General features: G+C 68.0%; 17 protein-coding genes. 12 read left to right on the top strand and 5 right to left on the bottom strand.

All coding sequences use genetic code 11. The annotated features are described in order from the left end of the window. Nucleotides 1-273 precede the first annotated feature (273 nt). Nucleotides 274-744 carry a PTS IIA-like nitrogen regulatory protein PtsN gene (gene ptsN, locus Q0Z44_RS16580; RefSeq protein WP_298014822.1) on the top strand — a complete coding sequence of 157 codons (471 nt, stop codon included), beginning with the start codon at nucleotides 274-276 and terminating at the stop codon, nucleotides 742-744. Between the two features lie 58 nt (nucleotides 745-802). Next, complete coding sequence (gene hprK, locus Q0Z44_RS16575) at nucleotides 803-1,768, top strand: HPr(Ser) kinase/phosphatase (protein ID WP_298014820.1); 966 nt, start codon at nucleotides 803-805, stop codon at nucleotides 1,766-1,768. A 21-nt stretch (nucleotides 1,769-1,789) separates the two neighbouring features. On the opposite strand, the gene fur is transcribed toward hprK, so the two are convergent. Next, nucleotides 1,790-2,227 (bottom strand): ferric iron uptake transcriptional regulator, encoded by a 438-nt coding sequence (gene fur / locus Q0Z44_RS16570; RefSeq protein WP_109034287.1) that lies wholly within the window; start codon nucleotides 2,225-2,227, stop codon nucleotides 1,790-1,792. Between the two features lie 126 nt (nucleotides 2,228-2,353). On the opposite strand from fur, the gene Q0Z44_RS16565 reads away from it, so the two are divergent. The 5 genes from Q0Z44_RS16565 to Q0Z44_RS16545 all read left to right on the top strand — a co-directional run bounded on the left by Q0Z44_RS16565 (nucleotide 2,354) and on the right by Q0Z44_RS16545 (nucleotide 6,599). Further along, nucleotides 2,354-2,896, top strand: a complete 543-nt coding sequence (locus Q0Z44_RS16565; RefSeq protein WP_109034289.1) for an outer membrane protein assembly factor BamE — start codon at nucleotides 2,354-2,356, stop codon at nucleotides 2,894-2,896. A 49-nt stretch (nucleotides 2,897-2,945) separates the two neighbouring features. Beyond that, nucleotides 2,946-3,764 (top strand): 4-hydroxy-tetrahydrodipicolinate reductase, encoded by an 819-nt coding sequence (dapB, locus tag Q0Z44_RS16560; RefSeq protein WP_298014816.1) that lies wholly within the window; start codon nucleotides 2,946-2,948, stop codon nucleotides 3,762-3,764. Nucleotides 3,765-3,771: 7 nt separating this feature from the next. Then, nucleotides 3,772-4,437: a MotA/TolQ/ExbB proton channel family protein gene (locus tag Q0Z44_RS16555; protein ID WP_298014813.1), complete on the top strand. Its 666-nt coding sequence runs from the start codon at nucleotides 3,772-3,774 to the stop codon at nucleotides 4,435-4,437. 15 nt (nucleotides 4,438-4,452) lie between these two features. After that, on the top strand, nucleotides 4,453-4,890 hold the full coding sequence (locus Q0Z44_RS16550; protein ID WP_298014811.1) for a biopolymer transporter ExbD: 438 nt from the start codon (nucleotides 4,453-4,455) through the stop codon (nucleotides 4,888-4,890). A gap of 209 nt (nucleotides 4,891-5,099) precedes the next feature. Beyond that, nucleotides 5,100-6,599, top strand: a complete 1,500-nt coding sequence (locus tag Q0Z44_RS16545; RefSeq protein ID WP_298014809.1) for an AMP nucleosidase — start codon at nucleotides 5,100-5,102, stop codon at nucleotides 6,597-6,599. Between the two features lie 54 nt (nucleotides 6,600-6,653). Here Q0Z44_RS16545 and Q0Z44_RS16540 read toward each other — a convergent pair whose 3' ends face one another. Continuing rightward, complete coding sequence (locus tag Q0Z44_RS16540; protein ID WP_109034299.1) at nucleotides 6,654-6,971, bottom strand: HigA family addiction module antitoxin; 318 nt, start codon at nucleotides 6,969-6,971, stop codon at nucleotides 6,654-6,656. 165 nt (nucleotides 6,972-7,136) lie between these two features. Between Q0Z44_RS16540 and Q0Z44_RS16535 the strand changes: the two genes are divergently transcribed. Beyond that, nucleotides 7,137-7,898 (top strand): Crp/Fnr family transcriptional regulator, encoded by a 762-nt coding sequence (locus tag Q0Z44_RS16535; RefSeq protein WP_298014806.1) that lies wholly within the window; start codon nucleotides 7,137-7,139, stop codon nucleotides 7,896-7,898. Between the two features lie 19 nt (nucleotides 7,899-7,917). On the opposite strand, the gene purT is transcribed toward Q0Z44_RS16535, so the two are convergent. Genes purT through Q0Z44_RS16520 form a run of 3 tightly spaced genes read right to left on the bottom strand, consistent with a single transcriptional unit; the run spans nucleotide 7,918 to nucleotide 11,399 of the window. Next, nucleotides 7,918-9,153 carry a formate-dependent phosphoribosylglycinamide formyltransferase gene (gene purT / locus Q0Z44_RS16530; protein ID WP_298014804.1) on the bottom strand — a complete coding sequence of 412 codons (1,236 nt, stop codon included), beginning with the start codon at nucleotides 9,151-9,153 and terminating at the stop codon, nucleotides 7,918-7,920. Between the two features lie 10 nt (nucleotides 9,154-9,163). Then, nucleotides 9,164-10,474, bottom strand: a complete 1,311-nt coding sequence (locus Q0Z44_RS16525; protein WP_298014802.1) for a HAMP domain-containing sensor histidine kinase — start codon at nucleotides 10,472-10,474, stop codon at nucleotides 9,164-9,166. Next, nucleotides 10,467-11,399 carry a helix-turn-helix domain-containing protein gene (locus Q0Z44_RS16520; protein WP_298014800.1) on the bottom strand — a complete coding sequence of 311 codons (933 nt, stop codon included), beginning with the start codon at nucleotides 11,397-11,399 and terminating at the stop codon, nucleotides 10,467-10,469. Before Q0Z44_RS16520 ends, Q0Z44_RS16525 begins: the two co-directional genes overlap by 8 nt. A 329-nt stretch (nucleotides 11,400-11,728) precedes the next feature. Between Q0Z44_RS16520 and Q0Z44_RS16515 the strand changes: the two genes are divergently transcribed. From Q0Z44_RS16515 to Q0Z44_RS16500, 4 genes are all read left to right on the top strand, one after another. Next, nucleotides 11,729-12,544 carry a 5'-methylthioadenosine/adenosylhomocysteine nucleosidase gene (locus Q0Z44_RS16515; protein WP_298014798.1) on the top strand — a complete coding sequence of 272 codons (816 nt, stop codon included), beginning with the start codon at nucleotides 11,729-11,731 and terminating at the stop codon, nucleotides 12,542-12,544. A 203-nt stretch (nucleotides 12,545-12,747) separates the two neighbouring features. Continuing rightward, nucleotides 12,748-13,584: a hypothetical protein gene (locus tag Q0Z44_RS16510; protein WP_298014795.1), complete on the top strand. Its 837-nt coding sequence runs from the start codon at nucleotides 12,748-12,750 to the stop codon at nucleotides 13,582-13,584. Next, nucleotides 13,581-14,579 carry a hypothetical protein gene (locus Q0Z44_RS16505; protein WP_298014792.1) on the top strand — a complete coding sequence of 333 codons (999 nt, stop codon included), beginning with the start codon at nucleotides 13,581-13,583 and terminating at the stop codon, nucleotides 14,577-14,579. Before Q0Z44_RS16510 ends, Q0Z44_RS16505 begins: the two co-directional genes overlap by 4 nt. 254 nt (nucleotides 14,580-14,833) lie before the next feature. Beyond that, nucleotides 14,834-15,697, top strand: a complete 864-nt coding sequence (locus Q0Z44_RS16500) for a branched-chain amino acid ABC transporter permease (protein ID WP_294635929.1) — start codon at nucleotides 14,834-14,836, stop codon at nucleotides 15,695-15,697. Nucleotides 15,698-15,878 lie beyond the last annotated feature (181 nt).

The raw sequence follows: 15,878 nt of genomic DNA, 5'->3' as shown, positions 1-15,878 counted from the left end.
ACTGGGACAGCGCCCAGTGACCCACTGGCCGCGCGCCGAGTCCTCGGCGCGTGACCGACCCAGACGACGGCCCTGCGGGGCCGTTTTTCGTGGTCCCGGTACCAGCGGAAATGTGATTTTTTGCTTGCTGCGGTGCAGCAGCGGATGCAGAATCCCGCACATCAATGGAATTTGACGGTACCGTGTCGGTCTGCCAGTTCCCTATAATCCGCCCCTCATCCGACCCCGGAAGCGGTGCCAAGGCATCCCGCCGTCGTACCCGCTTGTAACAAGATGAACCGTCTCGCAGCCATCCTTACCCCCGGCCAGGTGCTGGTGGACGTCGACGCCAGCAGCAAGAAGCGCGTCTTCGAGCAAGCCGGGTTGCTGTTCGAGAACCAGAACGCCATCGCCCGCGCCATCGTCACGGACAACCTGTTCGCCCGCGAGCGACTGGGGTCGACCGGCCTGGGGCACGGCGTCGCCATCCCGCACGGGCGCATCAAGGGGTTGAAGAACCCGCTGGCCGCCGTCATCCGCCTCAGCCAGCCGATCCCGTTCGACGCGCCGGACGACGAGCCCGTCAACCTCCTGATCTTCCTGCTCGTGCCCGAGGCCGCCACCCAGCGCCATCTCGAAATCCTGTCCGAGATTGCCGAGCTGCTGTCGGACCGTGAGTTGCGTGATCGCCTCAAGACCGAGGGCAGCGCCGCCGAGGTGCATGGCCTGATCGAACGGTGGCAGCCCCTGAAGTCGGTGGCCTGACCGCGTCGCGTTCATCGGGCATCATGGCGTGACTCCGTTCTGAAGGCATCCTGTCCCCGTGAGCGTCAAAGACATCGCCGTCATCAGTGCCGAGGCACTGTTCGAAGCCAACCGCACCTCGTTGCGCTGGGAGTGGATTGCGGGCCACGCCCACCCTGAGCGCCGTTTCGACGAAGAGGCGGTGCACGCGGCCCAGTCGGCCGCGGACCTGGTGGGTTACCTGAACTACATCCACCCCTACCGGGTGCAGATCGTCGGGCGCCGCGAGACGGCCTACTTCACCAACTCCACACCGGAAGACCAGGAACGCCGCATCCAGCGCATCGTGACGCTGGAGCCGCCCGTGGTGGTGGTGGCTGACGGGGAAGTCCCCTCCGACCGGCTGGTGGCCATGTGCGGCCGCGCCGGCATCCCGCTGTTCGTCACCAAGGAGCCGGCAGGCCACGTCATCGACGTGCTGCGCAGCTACCTGACCCAGCACTTCGCCGAGCGCATCACGCGCCATGGCGTGTTCATGGACATCCTGGGCCTGGGCGTGCTGCTGACGGGCGAATCCGGCCTGGGCAAGAGCGAACTGGGGCTGGAACTGATCTCGCGCGGCCACGGCCTGGTGGCCGACGACGCCGTTGACCTCTACCGGGTGTCGCGCAATGCCGTCGAGGGGCGCTGCCCCGAGTTGTTGCGCAACCTGCTGGAAGTGCGCGGGATCGGCCTGCTCGACATCAAGGCCATCTTTGGCGAAACGGCCGTGCGCCGCAAGATGCGCCTCAAGCTCATCGTGCACCTTGTGCGCAAGGAAACGATGGAGCGCGAATTCGAGCGCCTGCCGTACGAGCCCCTGTATGAAGAGGTCATGGGCGTGCCGATCCGCAAGGCGGTGATCGCGGTGGACGCCGGGCGCAACCTGGCGGTGCTGGTCGAGGCTGCCGTGCGCAACACCGTGCTGCAACTGCGCGGCATCGACACCTACAAGGAATTCATCGAGCGCCACCAGCGCGCGATGGAGCGCGGCGGCAGCTTCTGATCGCCGCCGCCGCTCGGGCGGTCAGCGCGTGCCGGTGCCCTTGCCCGTGCAGTCCGGGCGGTTGCACTCAATGTAGAGCGACAGGGCGTGGTCGTGCAGCTTGTAGCCGCGCTCGGCGGCGATTTCCTGCTGGCGCCGCTCGATCTCGGCATCGTAGAACTCTTCGACGCGACCGCAGTTCACGCACACCAGGTGGTCGTGGTGCTTGCCCTCGTTGAGTTCGAACACGGCCTTGCCGGCTTCGAAGTGGTTGCGCGACAGGATGCCGGCCTGTTCGAACTGCATCAGCACGCGGTAGACCGTGGCCAGCCCGATGTCCGAGCCCTCGGCCAGCAGCACCTTGTAGACGTCTTCGGCCGTCATGTGGCGCTGCGCAGTCTGCTGGAAGACCTCCAGGATCTTGATGCGGGGCAGGGTGGCCTTCAGCCCGCTGCTCTTGAGTTCTTCGGCGTGGTTCATGTCGGTCTCCAGGGTGCGGGCAGGCGGTCTCGACCCCCGCTAGAATGCCCAATGATATCGACTTGCCCCCCTCCCGCGCTGGCGTGAGGCCTTGTCGAGCCCTTCAGATCGAAGAAGACCGTACCCATGACGCTGCCTTTTCTCCGTCGCGCTGTGCTGGCCCTGGTGCCGCTGGCGCTGCTTTCGGCCTGCTCGAGCACGGTCTCCCTCAGCAAACCTGAAACGCTGTTCGGCCTGTTGGAACCCTACCGCGTCGACATCGTGCAGGGCAACGTGGTGACGCAGGAGATCATGGCGCAGATCCAGCCCGGGCTGGGTCGCATGCAGGTTCGCGAGATCCTGGGCACGCCGCTGCTGGCCGACCCCTTCCACGCCGACCGCTGGGATTACGTCTTCACCATTCGCCGCCAGGGGGTGCCCGACCAGCGCCGCGTGGTGAGCGTGTTCTTCAAGAACGACGCTGTCGAGCGCTTCGACACCGAGCCGTTGCCTTCCGAGCAGGCGTTCGTCTCCTCGATCGACAAGCCCGTGACGCGCAAGGCCGAGCCGAACCTCACGGCGGAACAGATTCAGGCGCTGCCCAAACCGCCCAAAACCGAGACCGAGGTCCGCAAGCAGCCGCAGGGCGCCGCTCGCGAGTACCCGCCGCTCGAAGCCGGCCGCCCCTGACCCGCTCGGGCCGCCTGCCGGCCCCGCCCCCGACATCGCACGCACACACATGAGCAACACCGACGCCACCCATCTGATCGCCATTGCCGGCGCTTCCGGCCGCATGGGCCGCATGCTGGTCGAGGCCGTGCAGGCCGCCCCGGACGCCCGCCTGGCCGGCGCCCTCGACATCGCGGCCAGCCCGGCGGTCGGCGCCGATGCCACCGCCTTTCTGGGGCAGACCAGCGGCGTGGCCATCTCCGCCGACCTGCATCAGGGCCTGAAGGATGCGCGTTTCCTGATCGATTTCACCCGCCCCGAAGGCACGATGGCCCACCTGCGGGTGTGCCGCGAACTGGGCGTCAAGATGGTCATCGGCACGACGGGCTTCACCGACGAGCAGAAGGCCGAGATCGAAGACGCGGCGCGCGACATCGCCATCGTGATGGCTCCCAACATGGCCGTCGGTGTCAACGTCGTCTTCAAGCTGCTGGCTCAGGCGGCCAAGGCGCTCAAGGAAGGCTATGACATCGAAATCATCGAGGCCCACCACCGCCACAAGGTCGATGCGCCCAGCGGCACCGCGCTGAAGATGGGCGAAGTGGTGGCCGAGGCCGTGGGCCGCGACCTGAAGGAATGCGCCGTGTACGGCCGCGAAGGCGTCACCGGCGAGCGCGACCCGAGCACCATCGGCTTTGCCACCATCCGCGGCGGCGACGTCGTGGGCGACCACACCGTGCTGTTTGCCGGCATTGGCGAGCGCATCGAGATCACCCACAAGTCCTCCAGCCGCGCCACCTACGCTCAGGGCAGCCTGCGTGCCGTGCGCTTCCTGGCGCACCAGCCGCATGGCCTGTTCGGCATGGACGACGTGCTCGGCCTGAAGTAAGCAACCCATGGCCGGCTGGACGCATTTCTGGGAGCAGGGCGACGCCGTCGGGCGCGCGGTGGCCATCATGCTGCTGCTGATGTCGATCGGCGCGTGGGTCGTCATCTTCTGGAAGGGCTGGCTCATCAGCCGGGCCCGTCGTGATCTGGCGCAGGGCGCCCGCGTGTTCTGGCAGGCGGCTGACCTCCCGCGGGCGCGCACGGCATTGTCTGCCGTTGACCGCGAGGCCGTGCTCCTGCCCCTGGTCGACGCCGTGAGCGAACCCGTGGGCACCGGCACGCTGGAAGGCCGCGCCGACCGCGGCGCGCAACTCACCCGCCGCCTGCGCGACAGCCTGCACGCCGTGCTGGCCCGCCTGCAGGCCGGGCAGGTGCTGCTGGCGTCGGTGGGGGCGGTGTCGCCCTTCGTGGGGCTGTTCGGCACCGTCTGGGGCATTTACCACGCGATGATGAGCATCAGCAGCGAAGGCTCGGTGAGCATCGACAAGGTCGCTGGCCCCGTAGGCGAGGCTCTCATCATGACGGCCGCCGGCCTGGCTGTGGCCATCCCCGCCGTGCTGGCCTACAACCTGTTCGGCAAGTACATCTCGGCCTGCGAGGCCGACCTGGAAGGCTTTGCGCACGACCTGCGCGAGGCGCTGCTGGCCGACGACGCGTCAGCGTCGCGCGGCTGAACCGGCAGGCGCCCGATGGCTTTCGGTCGACTCGAGCGTCCCCAGGGCAGCCAGCCCATGAGCGAAATCAACATGACGCCGCTCATCGACGTGATGCTGGTGCTGCTGGTCATCTTCATGCTGACCGCGCCGTTGATGACCTCGCGCCTGAAGCTCGATTTGCCCAAGGCCCCGGCGCCCAGCACCGAGCCTGCGCCGGCCACGTTCACCGTTGCGCTCACGGCCGACGGCCTGCTGCACCTCGATGACACCGTGGTGACCGTCGACGTGCTGCGCGCTCAGGCCAAGGCCCAGGCCGAGCAGAAGCCCGACACCGAGGTGCAACTGCGTGCCGACAAGGTGGTGCCTTACGGCCAGGTGGCCGAACTGATCGGACTGCTGCAGCAGGCGGGGCTCAACCGCATCGCCTTCGTGACGGAAGGGCCGCAGGGCGAGGCAGCCGCCGCGCCCTGAGCCTGGCCCGCGTACATCCGGGCGGGTGCGCCACCGACCAGTGTCGTGCCCGCCGCGCGTGCGATCAAGCGGATTGCGCGCTGACCGGGTGCCCTGTTGACGCGCCACGACAACCGGATGGGCACGTGGCCCGCTGCACCGCACGGGCCGGCCAGCGCGCGCACAATGGGCCGCATCGTGTCAGCGGATCCCATTTGGTTCCATCCCTCATGGCCACCCCTCCGAAGTTCCCGACCCAGCGTTTCGACAACGCCGACGCCGCGCTGCGCCACGTGACGCAGCTCTACCATGCCCAGATCGCCTACCTGCGCGACAGCCTGCAGCGTTTCGTCGCCGGTGAGACCTTCCGGCACCACGTGCGCGCCAAGTACCCCTTCGTGCGCGTGCACACCGACACCGTGGCGCGCGCCGACTCGCGGCTGTCGTACGGGTTCGTCGCCGGACCGGGTACGTACGAAACCACGGTGACGCGGCCGGACCTGTTTGCGAACTACTACCGCGAGCAGTTCCAGTTGCTGCTGGAAAACCACCGCGTGCCCATCGAGGTGGGGCTGGGGGCCGACCCGATCCCCGTGCACTTCAGTCTCGGCGAGCACCAGCACCTGGAGGGCAGCCTGAGCCCCGAGCGTCGCCTGCTGCTGCGTGACCAGTTCGATCTCCCGGACCTGGCTTCGATGGACGATGGCATCGCCAACGGCACCTACGAAACCCGGGGCGGGGCGCGCCCGCTGGCGCTGTTCACCGCGCCGCGTGTGGATTACTCGCTGCACCGGCTGCGCCACTACACCGGCACCTCGCCCGAGCACTTCCAGAACTTCGTGCTGTTCACGAACTACCAGTTCTACATCGACGAGTTCGTGCGCATGGGGCACGAGCTGATGCGCCGTGCGCCGGATCCGGCCAACCCGCGTGACGACGACGATTGCATTGCCTTCATCGAACCGGGCAATGTGGTCACACGCCGCGTGGGGCAGGCGGTGGAGCCCGGCGACGCGCTCGGGGCCGTGCCGCCGCGCCTGCCGCAGATGCCGGCCTATCACCTCATGCGCAAGGACCGCAGCGGCGTCACGATGGTGAACATCGGGGTGGGCCCGGCCAACGCCAAGACCATCACCGACCACATTGCCGTGCTGCGCCCGCACGCCTGGATCATGCTGGGCCACTGCGCCGGCCTGCGCAATTCACAGCAGCTGGGCGATTATGTGCTGGCCCACGGCTATGTGCGCGAGGACCATGTGCTGGATGAAGACCTGCCGCTGTGGGTGCCGATCCCGCCGCTGGCCGAAATCCAGCTGGCGCTGGAGGGGGCGGTGGCCGATGTGACGAAGCTGCACGGTTACGAGCTCAAGCGCATCATGCGCACCGGCACGGTGGCGTCGACCGACAACCGCAACTGGGAGTTGCTGCCGCAGCGCGAGCCCGAGCGGCGCTTCAGTCAGAGCCGCGCGGTGGCGCTGGACATGGAGAGTGCAACGATCGCGGCCAACGGCTTCCGCTTCCGGGTGCCGTACGGCACCCTGCTGTGCGTGAGCGACAAGCCGCTGCATGGCGAACTGAAGTTGCCGGGCATGGCCAACCAGTTCTACCGCGAGCGGGTGGACCAGCATCTGCGCATCGGCCTGCGGGCGGTGGAGCGTCTGCGCGGTGACCGGGCGGGGCAATTGCACAGCCGCAAGCTGCGCAGCTTTGCCGAGGTGGCCTTCCAGTGAGGCCTCGCCCATCCGGGGAGGGTGGGCGCTTAACCTGAAAAGGTTAGGTGTCGATCAGGCCGCGTTGGCCAGCACCCGGGACTCCTGCACCGGGGCCACCTCGCGGCGGATCTGTTCGCCTGCGGCGTGCTCGGCCACCTTCAGGTCGTAGGCCGTCTGCAGGTCCATCCAGTACTGCGGCGTCGTGCCGAAGAAACGGGCCAGACGCAGCGCCGAGTCGGGGCTGATGCCACGACGCTCCCGGACGATGTCGTTGACGCGCGGTGCCGGCACGTGGAGGCGGATCGCCAGGCCACTGGCGGACAGCCCGTGCGGCGCCATGAACTGGGAGCGGAGGATGGCGCCGGGGTGCACAGCTTGGGAGGGAGTCATGGTCCTGATCGTTTTGGAGGGATACTGTGATGATCGTATGTGGTTTACCCGGATCAGACTGTCAATCGTTCGACAATTAGATGCCTCGCATCTAACCATTACGGGGGATTGTCGTGCGATTGTCCCCACCCGTACCGATTTGGTGATGGCCCCGCCCGGATGTCCATGAGTCCCCGCCCTTTGCCGAGCCCTTCCAGTCTGTTGCCCGCACTGCGCACGCACGTGTGGTTCGGCAGCTGTCCGGAGCACATGCAGCTTGCGCTGACGGAGCGCGCGCGGCTGGTGACGGTCAAGGCGGGCGAGATGCTGTTTGCACGAGGCGAGCACCACGACGGTCTCTACTGCGTGGTGGCCGGTGCGCTGAAAGTCGGCTCGACCGACCCGCGGGACGGCTCGCTGCGGTTGACGCTCTACCTCGAGCCCTATCACTGGTTCGGAGAGATCGCGCTGATCGACCGGCAGCCTCGAAGCCAGCACGCGCTGGCCGATGTGGACAGCACGGTGCTGGTCGTGCCCCGTGTCCAGATCGAGCCCTGGCTGGATGCGCACCCGGAATGCTGGCGCGACATCGCCCGCCTGGCGTGCGGCAAGGTGCGCCTGATGCTGACGGCCATGGAGGACGCGGCAACGCTGCCCCTGCAGCAGGTGCTGGCGCGCCGGTTACTGTTCTTTGCCACCGGCTTCGGCCAGTCGACGCAGAACGAGCCGCGGCGCCGTTTGCGCCTGCCGCAGGAATACCTTGCCAGCATGCTGGGGGTGTCACGGCAGACCGTGAACAAGGCGCTGCGCACGCTGGCGCGCGAAGGGGTGCTGGCCCTGCACTACGCAGAGATCGAGATCATCGACCTGCCTGCGCTGGTGCAACGCGCCGGGCAAGTGGACCCGGGACTGGCCGGGCGCTCATTGCCGACGTCTGCAACGGCCTGAACCGCCGCGGACCTGATGCTCAGCCGCGTGCGCGGGGGCGCACCCGGCTGGCCGCGCGCACGGCCTTGCCGCGGGCGGCGTCCACCGTGGTGTCGGTGGCCAGCGCCACACCCAGGCGGCGCTTGACGAAGCTCTCCGGCTTGCCGAACAGGCGCAGATCGGTGCCCGGCTCGGCCAGGGCTTCGGCCACGCCGTCGAACACGACGTCCTGCGCATCGACACCGCCATAGATCACAGCGGAAGCGCCTGCCTGCCGCAGGCTCGTGTCGACCGGCAGGCCAAGGATGGCGCGGGCGTGCAGTTCGAACTCGCTCTGCACCTGCGTGCTCAGCGTCACCAGGCCGGTGTCGTGCGGGCGGGGGCTGACTTCGCTGAACCACACCGCGTCGCCCTTGACGAAGAGCTCGACGCCAAACAGGCCCTGGCCGCCGAGGTTGCCCGTCACGGCGCGGGCGATCTCGCGGGCGCGCTCGAGCGCCGCGAGCGACATGGGCTGGGGCTGCCAGCTTTCGACGTAGTCGCCGCTGACCTGCTTGTGGCCGATCGGCTCGCAGAAGTGGGTGACGACCTCGCCGAGCTGCGCACCCTGACCCGCTGCGCGCACGGTCAGCAGGGTGATTTCGTAATCGAAGTCGATGAAGCCTTCGACGATGACGCGGCCGTGGCTGACCCGGCCGCCGGCCATCGCGTAATCCCATGCCGCGGCCACGTCGTCGGGGCCGTCGATCTTGCTCTGGCCCTTGCCCGACGAGCTCATGACGGGCTTGACCACGCACGGGTAGCCGATGCCGTCGTCGATGGCGGTCTGCAACTCGACCAGCGAATCACAGAAGCGATAGGGGCTGGTGGGCAGGCCGAGGGTTTCGGCGGCCAGGCGGCGGATGCCCTCGCGGTCCATGGTGAGGCGCGCGGCGCGGGCCGTGGGGATGACGCGCACGACGCCGGCGGCCTCCAGCTCTTCCAGCACCGGCGTGGCGATGGCCTCGATCTCGGGCACGACCAGATGCGGCTTTTCGGCCTCGATCAGCGCGCGCAGCTGGGCTGGGTCGCTCATGGTGATGGTGCGGCTGTGGTGCGCCACCTGCTGGCCGGGGGCGTGGTCGTAGCGGTCGACCGCAATGGTTTCAACACCCAGACGCTGCAGGGCGATCAGGACTTCCTTGCCCAGTTCGCCAGAGCCAAGCAGCATCACGCGCACGGCAGAAGGGGACACCGGGGAACCGAGGGTCAGGGGCTGGACAGGAATGGGGCTCATGGCGGGGCAATCAGGTGACGGCAGGCCTTGATTGTCGCTGCGGCGGTGCGGGCGGCAAGGGGAGGGTCAGGATGAAGCGGGATCCCTGGCCCGGCAGGCTGTCGACCAGGATGCGGCCGCCCAGGCGCTGCACCAGCCGCTGGACCACCGCCAGCCCCAGGCCCGAGCCGGCCACGCGTTCGCTGCCAGGTGTTTCGAGCCGGACATGGGGCTCGAAGATGCGGTGCAACTCGGCCGGATCAATCCCGATGCCGCTGTCTTCGACTTCCAGCCGGAGGTCGCTGTGACCCTGCGCGCGGCCCACCAGCGCGGCGCGCACGCAAACCGTGCCGTCCGGGGTGTACTTGATGGCGTTGGTGATCAGGTTGCCGAGGATCTGGCGCAGGCGCACGGGATCGACCCGCTGCAGCGACAGCGGCCCGGCGTGCGCATCGGCGACCTCGCAGCGCAGCGACAGTCGCTTGTGCTCGGCCAGCGGGGCGAGCTGGTCGCAGACGTCGCGGATGAGGGCCACGAGGTCGGTGTCCTCTTCATGCAGCTGCCACTCCGGGTTTTCGAGCCGGGTGTACTCGGTCACGTCGCGCAGGTGCGCTTCCAGCTGTGTGGCCGAGCGCCGAAGCCGGTCAATCGCGCGCTGGGCGGGCTCGTCGTGCAGCCGTAGTGCAAGCAGGTCGATGGAGCCCAGCATGGTCTGCAGCGGTGAGCGGATCTCGTGCGAAAGCATGGCCAGAAAGCGCTCCTTGCCCGCGTGGGCTTCCCGTTCGGCGCGGCCCAGGCGGCCGCGCAGCGCGGTGATGTGCTGCAAGGCCAGGATGCATGCGGGATGGACAAGCAGCAGCACGGTCCACATGTGGGTGCTGAGCTGGGTGAACAGCCTTTCGTCCGGCCCCGCGAGGTACAGCGCGCCGTACAGCGCCACCAGCGCCAGATAGAGGGTTCCGCTGAGCCACACGGCGCCGCGTCGCAGCGTGACGAAGGCCCCTACATAGATCAGCGGCATGAACTGGGCGTTGGCCCCGACCGCATACAGCCCTTCGGGCGTGTCGAGCCGTGCAGCTTCCTGGATGACGCCAAGGAAGTACGCGCCGGTGCAGGCGAGGGTGGTGCCCATCACCACGTCGAGCCAGCGCGGGCGCCACCACAACAGCAGCGCGGTACTCAGGTAGAGCACGGCCAGCAGCGGCCCGAACTGTCGCTCCCACCCGAGGTTGAGTCCGGCCGCGCCGTCGTGCAACAGGAGCAGTGCGCTTCCAAGCCCGACGAGCAGGCACAGCGGGGCCACGCGCCGGGCGGCCAGTGCCCGGGTATCGGTATCAGGCATCGGCGGGGAGGGGCGCCACGCCGCGGCGCTGCCGGTCGAGGCTGCTCTGAATGGCGGCCATCAGCACAGCGGGCCGCACGGGTTTTTCGAAGAACGTGACGTCCTGGGTGCGCAGCAGGGTGGCGAGTGTCGCTTCGGACGCCCGGCCTTCGCGCAGTTGACCTGTGAGCAGCACGATGGGGGCATGCGGCTGGTTGGCCCGGATGTGTTCGACCAGCGCCTGCGAAGTCTGCCCGCCGGCCAGGATCAGGTCGATCACGTAGGCATCGTGGACCGGGGCGGGCTCGGCCATCAGGGCCTGCGGCTGCGTGTAAGGCTGCGCCTGCCAGCCGGACTCGCGCAGCCAGTCGCTCAGGGCCTCGGCGGCGTCGCGGTCATCGTCGACCACTGCCACACGCGGGCGCTCGGGCTCACGGCATGGCTGCACCTGGAGATGGTCCACGGCGTAGTGGGGCGACGACGGCGCGATGGCCTGCAAGGCCGCGTGCGTGCCGACATGCCATTGGCCCTCGGCATACCGTGCGACCAGCGCGGGCGTGGCGCCTGCGGTCAGCGCCGGGCCCAGGCGCACGGAGCAGTCGAGTTGCAGTCCATCGATGTGGAGCCGCGCGGGTTGCAGCGCCGGCGCCGGGGAGGTAGAGCGGCCCGCGCCCCGGGCGGCCGCCGGAGGGCGGGCACCGAAGAGTTCATCGAGGCCGGCGCCCACGTGCGTGCACACGGCGCGGACCTCGTCGAACAGCCACACGGCGCCTCGCAGCTTGCGTCGTGCCTGGCTGATGGAAATCGCGCAAATTTGCGCGATTTGCGCCGCCTGGTTGCGTGGGGGCACGCCGTGGCGAGCGAGCAGGTTGGACACCGCCGCGGCCGTTTCGGCGTGCGCAGTGTCGTCTGCAGGCTCGGTGTCGTCGACGTGGGGCAGGTCCATCTTGGGAAATCCGCGGCAGGGGCGAAACAGATTATCCCCTCAGCCGGCGAACCGGGAGGCGCAGGTTCGAATTGGTAACAAGGGGTCAGATTTGCGCGAGGCGGTCAAATATGACACATACAATCGAGGTCGAGCGCTGAACACAACACGCAAGACAGGCGCCGCTCAGGGATCATGTTGAAAGATGCAACGCCTTCGGGTGTTGGCAACCGGTTCGGGTTTCGGCCTGCTCCTGGTTGGCGCCGCAAGGCTTTGCGCGACCACCCCACGGGGTGGTTTTTTTATGGCGCTGCAACAATCGGGTGTCTGACCGTTTTGAAGCGCCCACCATGTCTGTCTCCGTCACCCCGCCGTCTGCCACGTCACCCCTTGTGTCCGCCCGCATTGGCCTGATGGCCGCCTTGCCGGAGGAGATGGCCGCGGTGCTGGACGCCATGCCCGACGAGGCCCGCGTCACGCTGGCCGGGCGCGACTTCTGGGTGGGCCACCTGCACGGGCGCGAGGTGGTGGCGGTGCTGTCGGGCATCGGCAAGGTGGCGGCCGCAACCACCACCGCCTTGCTCGCCAGCCATTTCGGCGTGGGGCAGGTCGTGTTCGTCGGGGTGGCCGGTGGCCTGGCAGATGGCGTGCGCGTGGGAGACGTGGTTCTGGCCGATGCCCTCCTGCAGCACGACATGGACGCGTCGCCGCTGTTTCCCCGCTTTGAATTGCCCGGCAAAGGATTGAGCCGACTGCGGGTCGACGTCGCCGCTGTTGCCCGCGCCCGTGCGGCATTGGAGGCGGCCCTGACGCCGGCTGCGTTGGCGAGTACCCAGCCACATGGGCTGCAGGCGGCGGATCTGGCCGCGCTCGGTCTCGACTGGCCGCGGGTTCACCAGGGGCTGATCGTCAGCGGCGATCGTTTCGTCTGCACGGACCGCGAATGTGCCGCGCTGCGGGCCGCCGTGCCCGATGCGCTGGCCGTGGAGATGGAGGGCGCGGCGGTGGCCCAGGTGTGCCACGACTTCGGTGTGCCCTGTCTGGTGGTGCGCACCGTCTCGGACCGGGCCGACGATGCCGCCCACGTCGACTTTCCTCGCTTCCTTCGTGCCGTGGCCAGTCCGTACGCATCCGCCATGCTGGCGCACCTGCTGCCGGTGGTCTGATCCGATGGCATGACGCTTGCCGTCCGGATACCCCGCGGTGGCCCGGACGTGGCGGGTGTCCCATTCCGATGCAGACCTGGTGCACGCCGGGACGGCTGCATCGCCCGGTCTCCGCGATAACCCTCGGCTTGTGGCCCCCTGCTGTCTCAATACGGACAGCGGACCGGCCGGGGAGCAGTCACAAAACATCGGAGACAAGCATCGTGAAACAGAAGTCCGGCCCTGGCGCCGACGACCTGGCCGCCTCGCTCGGCCTGGTCGCTGGCGTGCGCCTGCCCTGGCGCGTCAGTCAACATGCGGTGGACAGCACCGCGCGCAGCGTGCACCTGTGGGTGACGCAGGAGCCCGAACCGCCCGCCGAGGTGCGACGACCGTGGTTCGGTTTCGGGCGGGTGGTGATGGCGCCTCGGCCTGCGATGAAGGATGGTCAGGTGTGGCGCCACCTGGACTGCATGGGCTACGCCTGCTTCATCCACACGCTGGACCGCGTGTACGAGGACGAGCGCAGCCTGGACTGGCTGGGCGCCGACCAGATGCCGTTCACCCATGCCCTGTCGCGCAAGGTGTTGATGCTGCTGGCCGAGGGGGTGGATCTGGCGGTCGTGTGCGAACTGCTGCGGCTGCCCTTCGCCGAAGTGTGGAAGTTCCGTTATGCGCTGGACAGTGGCCAGCTGCCCCACGAATACGCGCTGGTGCGCCGCAGTGCGCCCCGCACACCGGCCGCGCCTGGATCGGCGAGCGTGGCCGCGCCGGTCACCACGTTGCCGGCCAGCGAGGCCATCGTGGTGTCGAGCGGCCTGCCCGAGTGGCGCGACCCGGTGTGGGTCCAGCTGATCAGCGGCGAGCTGCCCATCGAGATCCGCACGCTGGGCTTCCAGCTGCTGCTTGCGCGCCTGCGTCAGCAACTCAGCCAGCAGCCTGGGGAAGAGGTGCTGCAGCTCAAGCTGCGCGAACTGCACCGCTATGTGCAGCGCCACGAGCGCGTGCTGGGCCATGAACTGCAGCAGTTGCAGGCCCTGCGTCCGGGAGGTGCGGCATGAGCGCGTGGCGACAGGCCCTGGTTGATCACGACATGGCCGTGACCCTGATCGAGAGCGGTGCGTGGCTGACGGTGGCGGGCGACGAGGCCGCGCTGAGCCGGCTGCCCCGCGGCAACTGGATCGGCGGCACCATCCCGTACTTCATGGGGCAGGAGGGCGGCGTGACCTCGCGCGGCCAGCTGTTTGTCACCGTGCTCGATCAGTTCGCGGGCCACGTGCCCTTTGTCAAGGTGCATGACGTGAACACCTTGCCCCAGGTGTGCCTGGAGGCGCCCGAGAACGGCTTCTCGCTGCTGATCCTGCCGGCGTTCTCGGCCGTGCATGGCGCCTATGCGCAGCACGCGCCGTCGTACGAGGACATGTACATGAAGCCCCTGGTGGGCTGGGTGGCCGGTGTGCACCTCGATGACATGGGGCAGCGCCGGCCCAAGGTGGTGGATGGCACGACCGGGCGGATGCACGAAGACCGCGCCGTGGTGCTGCATGTGCCGTTGCCCGACAGCCTGGGGGCCGATGTGCGCATCGTCAACCTGTTCGAGCAGGGCGAGGGGCCTCGAATCCAGTTCGAGCACGATGGCTTCGAGGTGCGCGAATGCCTGATCGACGGCGTGCGCACGCCGCTGGCCGCTTACCTGCAGGAGCGGCGCCACGACACGCGCCTGCCGCTGGTGGCCGATTGCAACGGCGCGGCGGTGAACGTGAGCTTCCGCTGGGTGGATGCCAAGCAGGGGCAGGTGGCGTTCTACGGGCCGGTGTTCCGCGACATCGAGTACCGGCTGGCGCGCCCGTTCGCGGGGCAGTATCACGAGGCCTTCACCCAGGCCGGCGCCGATCTGCCCGAGGCCCAGTTCTCGTGCAATTGCATCCTCAACTACCTGTATGGCGAACTCGAAGGCCGCCGAACCGGCGAGGCCATCGGCCCCATGACCTTTGGTGAGGTGGCGTATCAGCTGCTCAACCAGACCATGGTGCAGTTGACGCTGAGCCTGCGCTGACCCTGTTCCTCTTCTGGCTCATCTGATGAGCCATTTGCGGCCCGCTCCTTCCGGACGGGCCGCTTTTCTTTGGCGCCCCTTCGCCTCACGGGCGGGTGCCCGCTGGAAATCCCTGGCAGCGTTTTCCCTATTTTGTTCTGCTGTGCAGAAATGTGTTCTGTGTTTGCGTTGACTCGGTGCGGTGTGGGGAACAAACTGGACTGCATATCGGCACGGTGTTCACCTTTGCCGCAACGCGAACCAAGGAGCGCATCTTGGAGCTGTTCTTTCAGCAACTGCTCAATGGCCTGACGATCGGCGGCGTCTACAGCCTTGTCGCACTGGGCCTGACGCTGGTCTACGGGATCCTGCATGTGCCGAACTTCGCCCACGGCGCGTTCTACATGGCCGGGGCCTATGTGGCCTTCTACCTGATGGGGTCGCTGGGCCTGAACTACTGGCTGGCCATGGCCGGCTCGGCGGTGGCCGTGGCCGTGCTGTCGATGCTGGCAGAGCGGCTGGTGTTCAACCCGCTGCGCAATGCGCCCCCGCTGCACGACATGATTGCCGCCATCGGCATCCTGCTGTTTCTCGAGGCCGGCGCCCAGGCGCTGTGGGGCGCCGACTTCCACCGCATGAGCAGCCCTTATGGGCAGTTGGTGGAGGTGTTCGGGCTCACGGTGGCGCTGCAGCGTCTGCTGATCCTGGCCGGGGCAGTGTTGCTGGTCGTGCTGCTGCACCTGTTCCTCACGCGCACCACCACGGGCGCCACCATCGTCGCGATGGCGCAGAACCGCGATGGCGCCGCGCTCGTCGGCATCGATGCCACGCGGGTCACGCTGATGGTGTTTGCCATCTCGGGCGCGCTGGCGGCGGTGGCCGCGGTGCTGTATGCGCCGATCAACCTGGTCTACCCGGCCATGGGGCATCTGGTCATCACCAAGGCCTTCGTGATCATCATCCTCGGCGGCATGGGCAGCTTTCCCGGTGCCATCGTGGGCGGTCTGATCATTGGCCTGGCCGAGGCCTTCGGCGGCTTCTACTTCTCGACCGACTACAAGGACCTGATTGCCTTCGTGCTGCTGGTGCTGATCCTGTCGGTCCGCCCCCAAGGTCTGTTCTCGAAAGGTGCGCACTGACATGACGCTGCTGCAAGGCAAGGCGGGCTGGGGCCTGCTCATCGCGCTGGCCCTCGTGTTCCCCTACGTGGTGCCCAACAACTACTTCCTGTCGGTGATGACGCTGTCGTACATCTTCGCGATCGCGGCACTCGGGCTCAACCTCATCACCGGCTACAGATCGGAAGAGCGTCGTGTAGGG

It is taken from the genome of uncultured Aquabacterium sp. (assembly GCF_947366995.1).
In the GTDB taxonomy this organism is placed as follows: Bacteria; Pseudomonadota; Gammaproteobacteria; order Burkholderiales; family Burkholderiaceae_C; genus Aquabacterium.
This window is presented reverse-complemented; position numbering and strand designations above follow the sequence as displayed.

What these genes read in the sequence shown, in the direction of transcription:
- Q0Z44_RS16565 (WP_109034289.1), top strand. Translation starts at nt 2,354, where the DNA reads ATGACGCTGCCTTTTCTCCGTCGCGCTGTGCTGGCCCTGGTGCCGCTG.
- Q0Z44_RS16525 (WP_298014802.1), bottom strand. Translation starts at nt 10,474, where the DNA reads ATGCCTGATACCGATACCCGGGCACTGGCCGCCCGGCGCGTGGCCCCG.
- Q0Z44_RS16555 (WP_298014813.1), top strand. Translation starts at nt 3,772, where the DNA reads ATGGCCGGCTGGACGCATTTCTGGGAGCAGGGCGACGCCGTCGGGCGC.
- Q0Z44_RS16515 (WP_298014798.1), top strand. Translation starts at nt 11,729, where the DNA reads ATGTCTGTCTCCGTCACCCCGCCGTCTGCCACGTCACCCCTTGTGTCC.
- Q0Z44_RS16550 (WP_298014811.1), top strand. Translation starts at nt 4,453, where the DNA reads ATGGCTTTCGGTCGACTCGAGCGTCCCCAGGGCAGCCAGCCCATGAGC.
- fur (WP_109034287.1), bottom strand. Translation starts at nt 2,227, where the DNA reads ATGAACCACGCCGAAGAACTCAAGAGCAGCGGGCTGAAGGCCACCCTG.
- ptsN (WP_298014822.1), top strand. Translation starts at nt 274, where the DNA reads ATGAACCGTCTCGCAGCCATCCTTACCCCCGGCCAGGTGCTGGTGGAC.
- Q0Z44_RS16505 (WP_298014792.1), top strand. Translation starts at nt 13,581, where the DNA reads ATGAGCGCGTGGCGACAGGCCCTGGTTGATCACGACATGGCCGTGACC.
- Q0Z44_RS16535 (WP_298014806.1), top strand. Translation starts at nt 7,137, where the DNA reads ATGAGTCCCCGCCCTTTGCCGAGCCCTTCCAGTCTGTTGCCCGCACTG.
- purT (WP_298014804.1), bottom strand. Translation starts at nt 9,153, where the DNA reads ATGAGCCCCATTCCTGTCCAGCCCCTGACCCTCGGTTCCCCGGTGTCC.
- Q0Z44_RS16540 (WP_109034299.1), bottom strand. Translation starts at nt 6,971, where the DNA reads ATGACTCCCTCCCAAGCTGTGCACCCCGGCGCCATCCTCCGCTCCCAG.
- Q0Z44_RS16520 (WP_298014800.1), bottom strand. Translation starts at nt 11,399, where the DNA reads ATGGACCTGCCCCACGTCGACGACACCGAGCCTGCAGACGACACTGCG.
- dapB (WP_298014816.1), top strand. Translation starts at nt 2,946, where the DNA reads ATGAGCAACACCGACGCCACCCATCTGATCGCCATTGCCGGCGCTTCC.
- Q0Z44_RS16545 (WP_298014809.1), top strand. Translation starts at nt 5,100, where the DNA reads ATGGCCACCCCTCCGAAGTTCCCGACCCAGCGTTTCGACAACGCCGAC.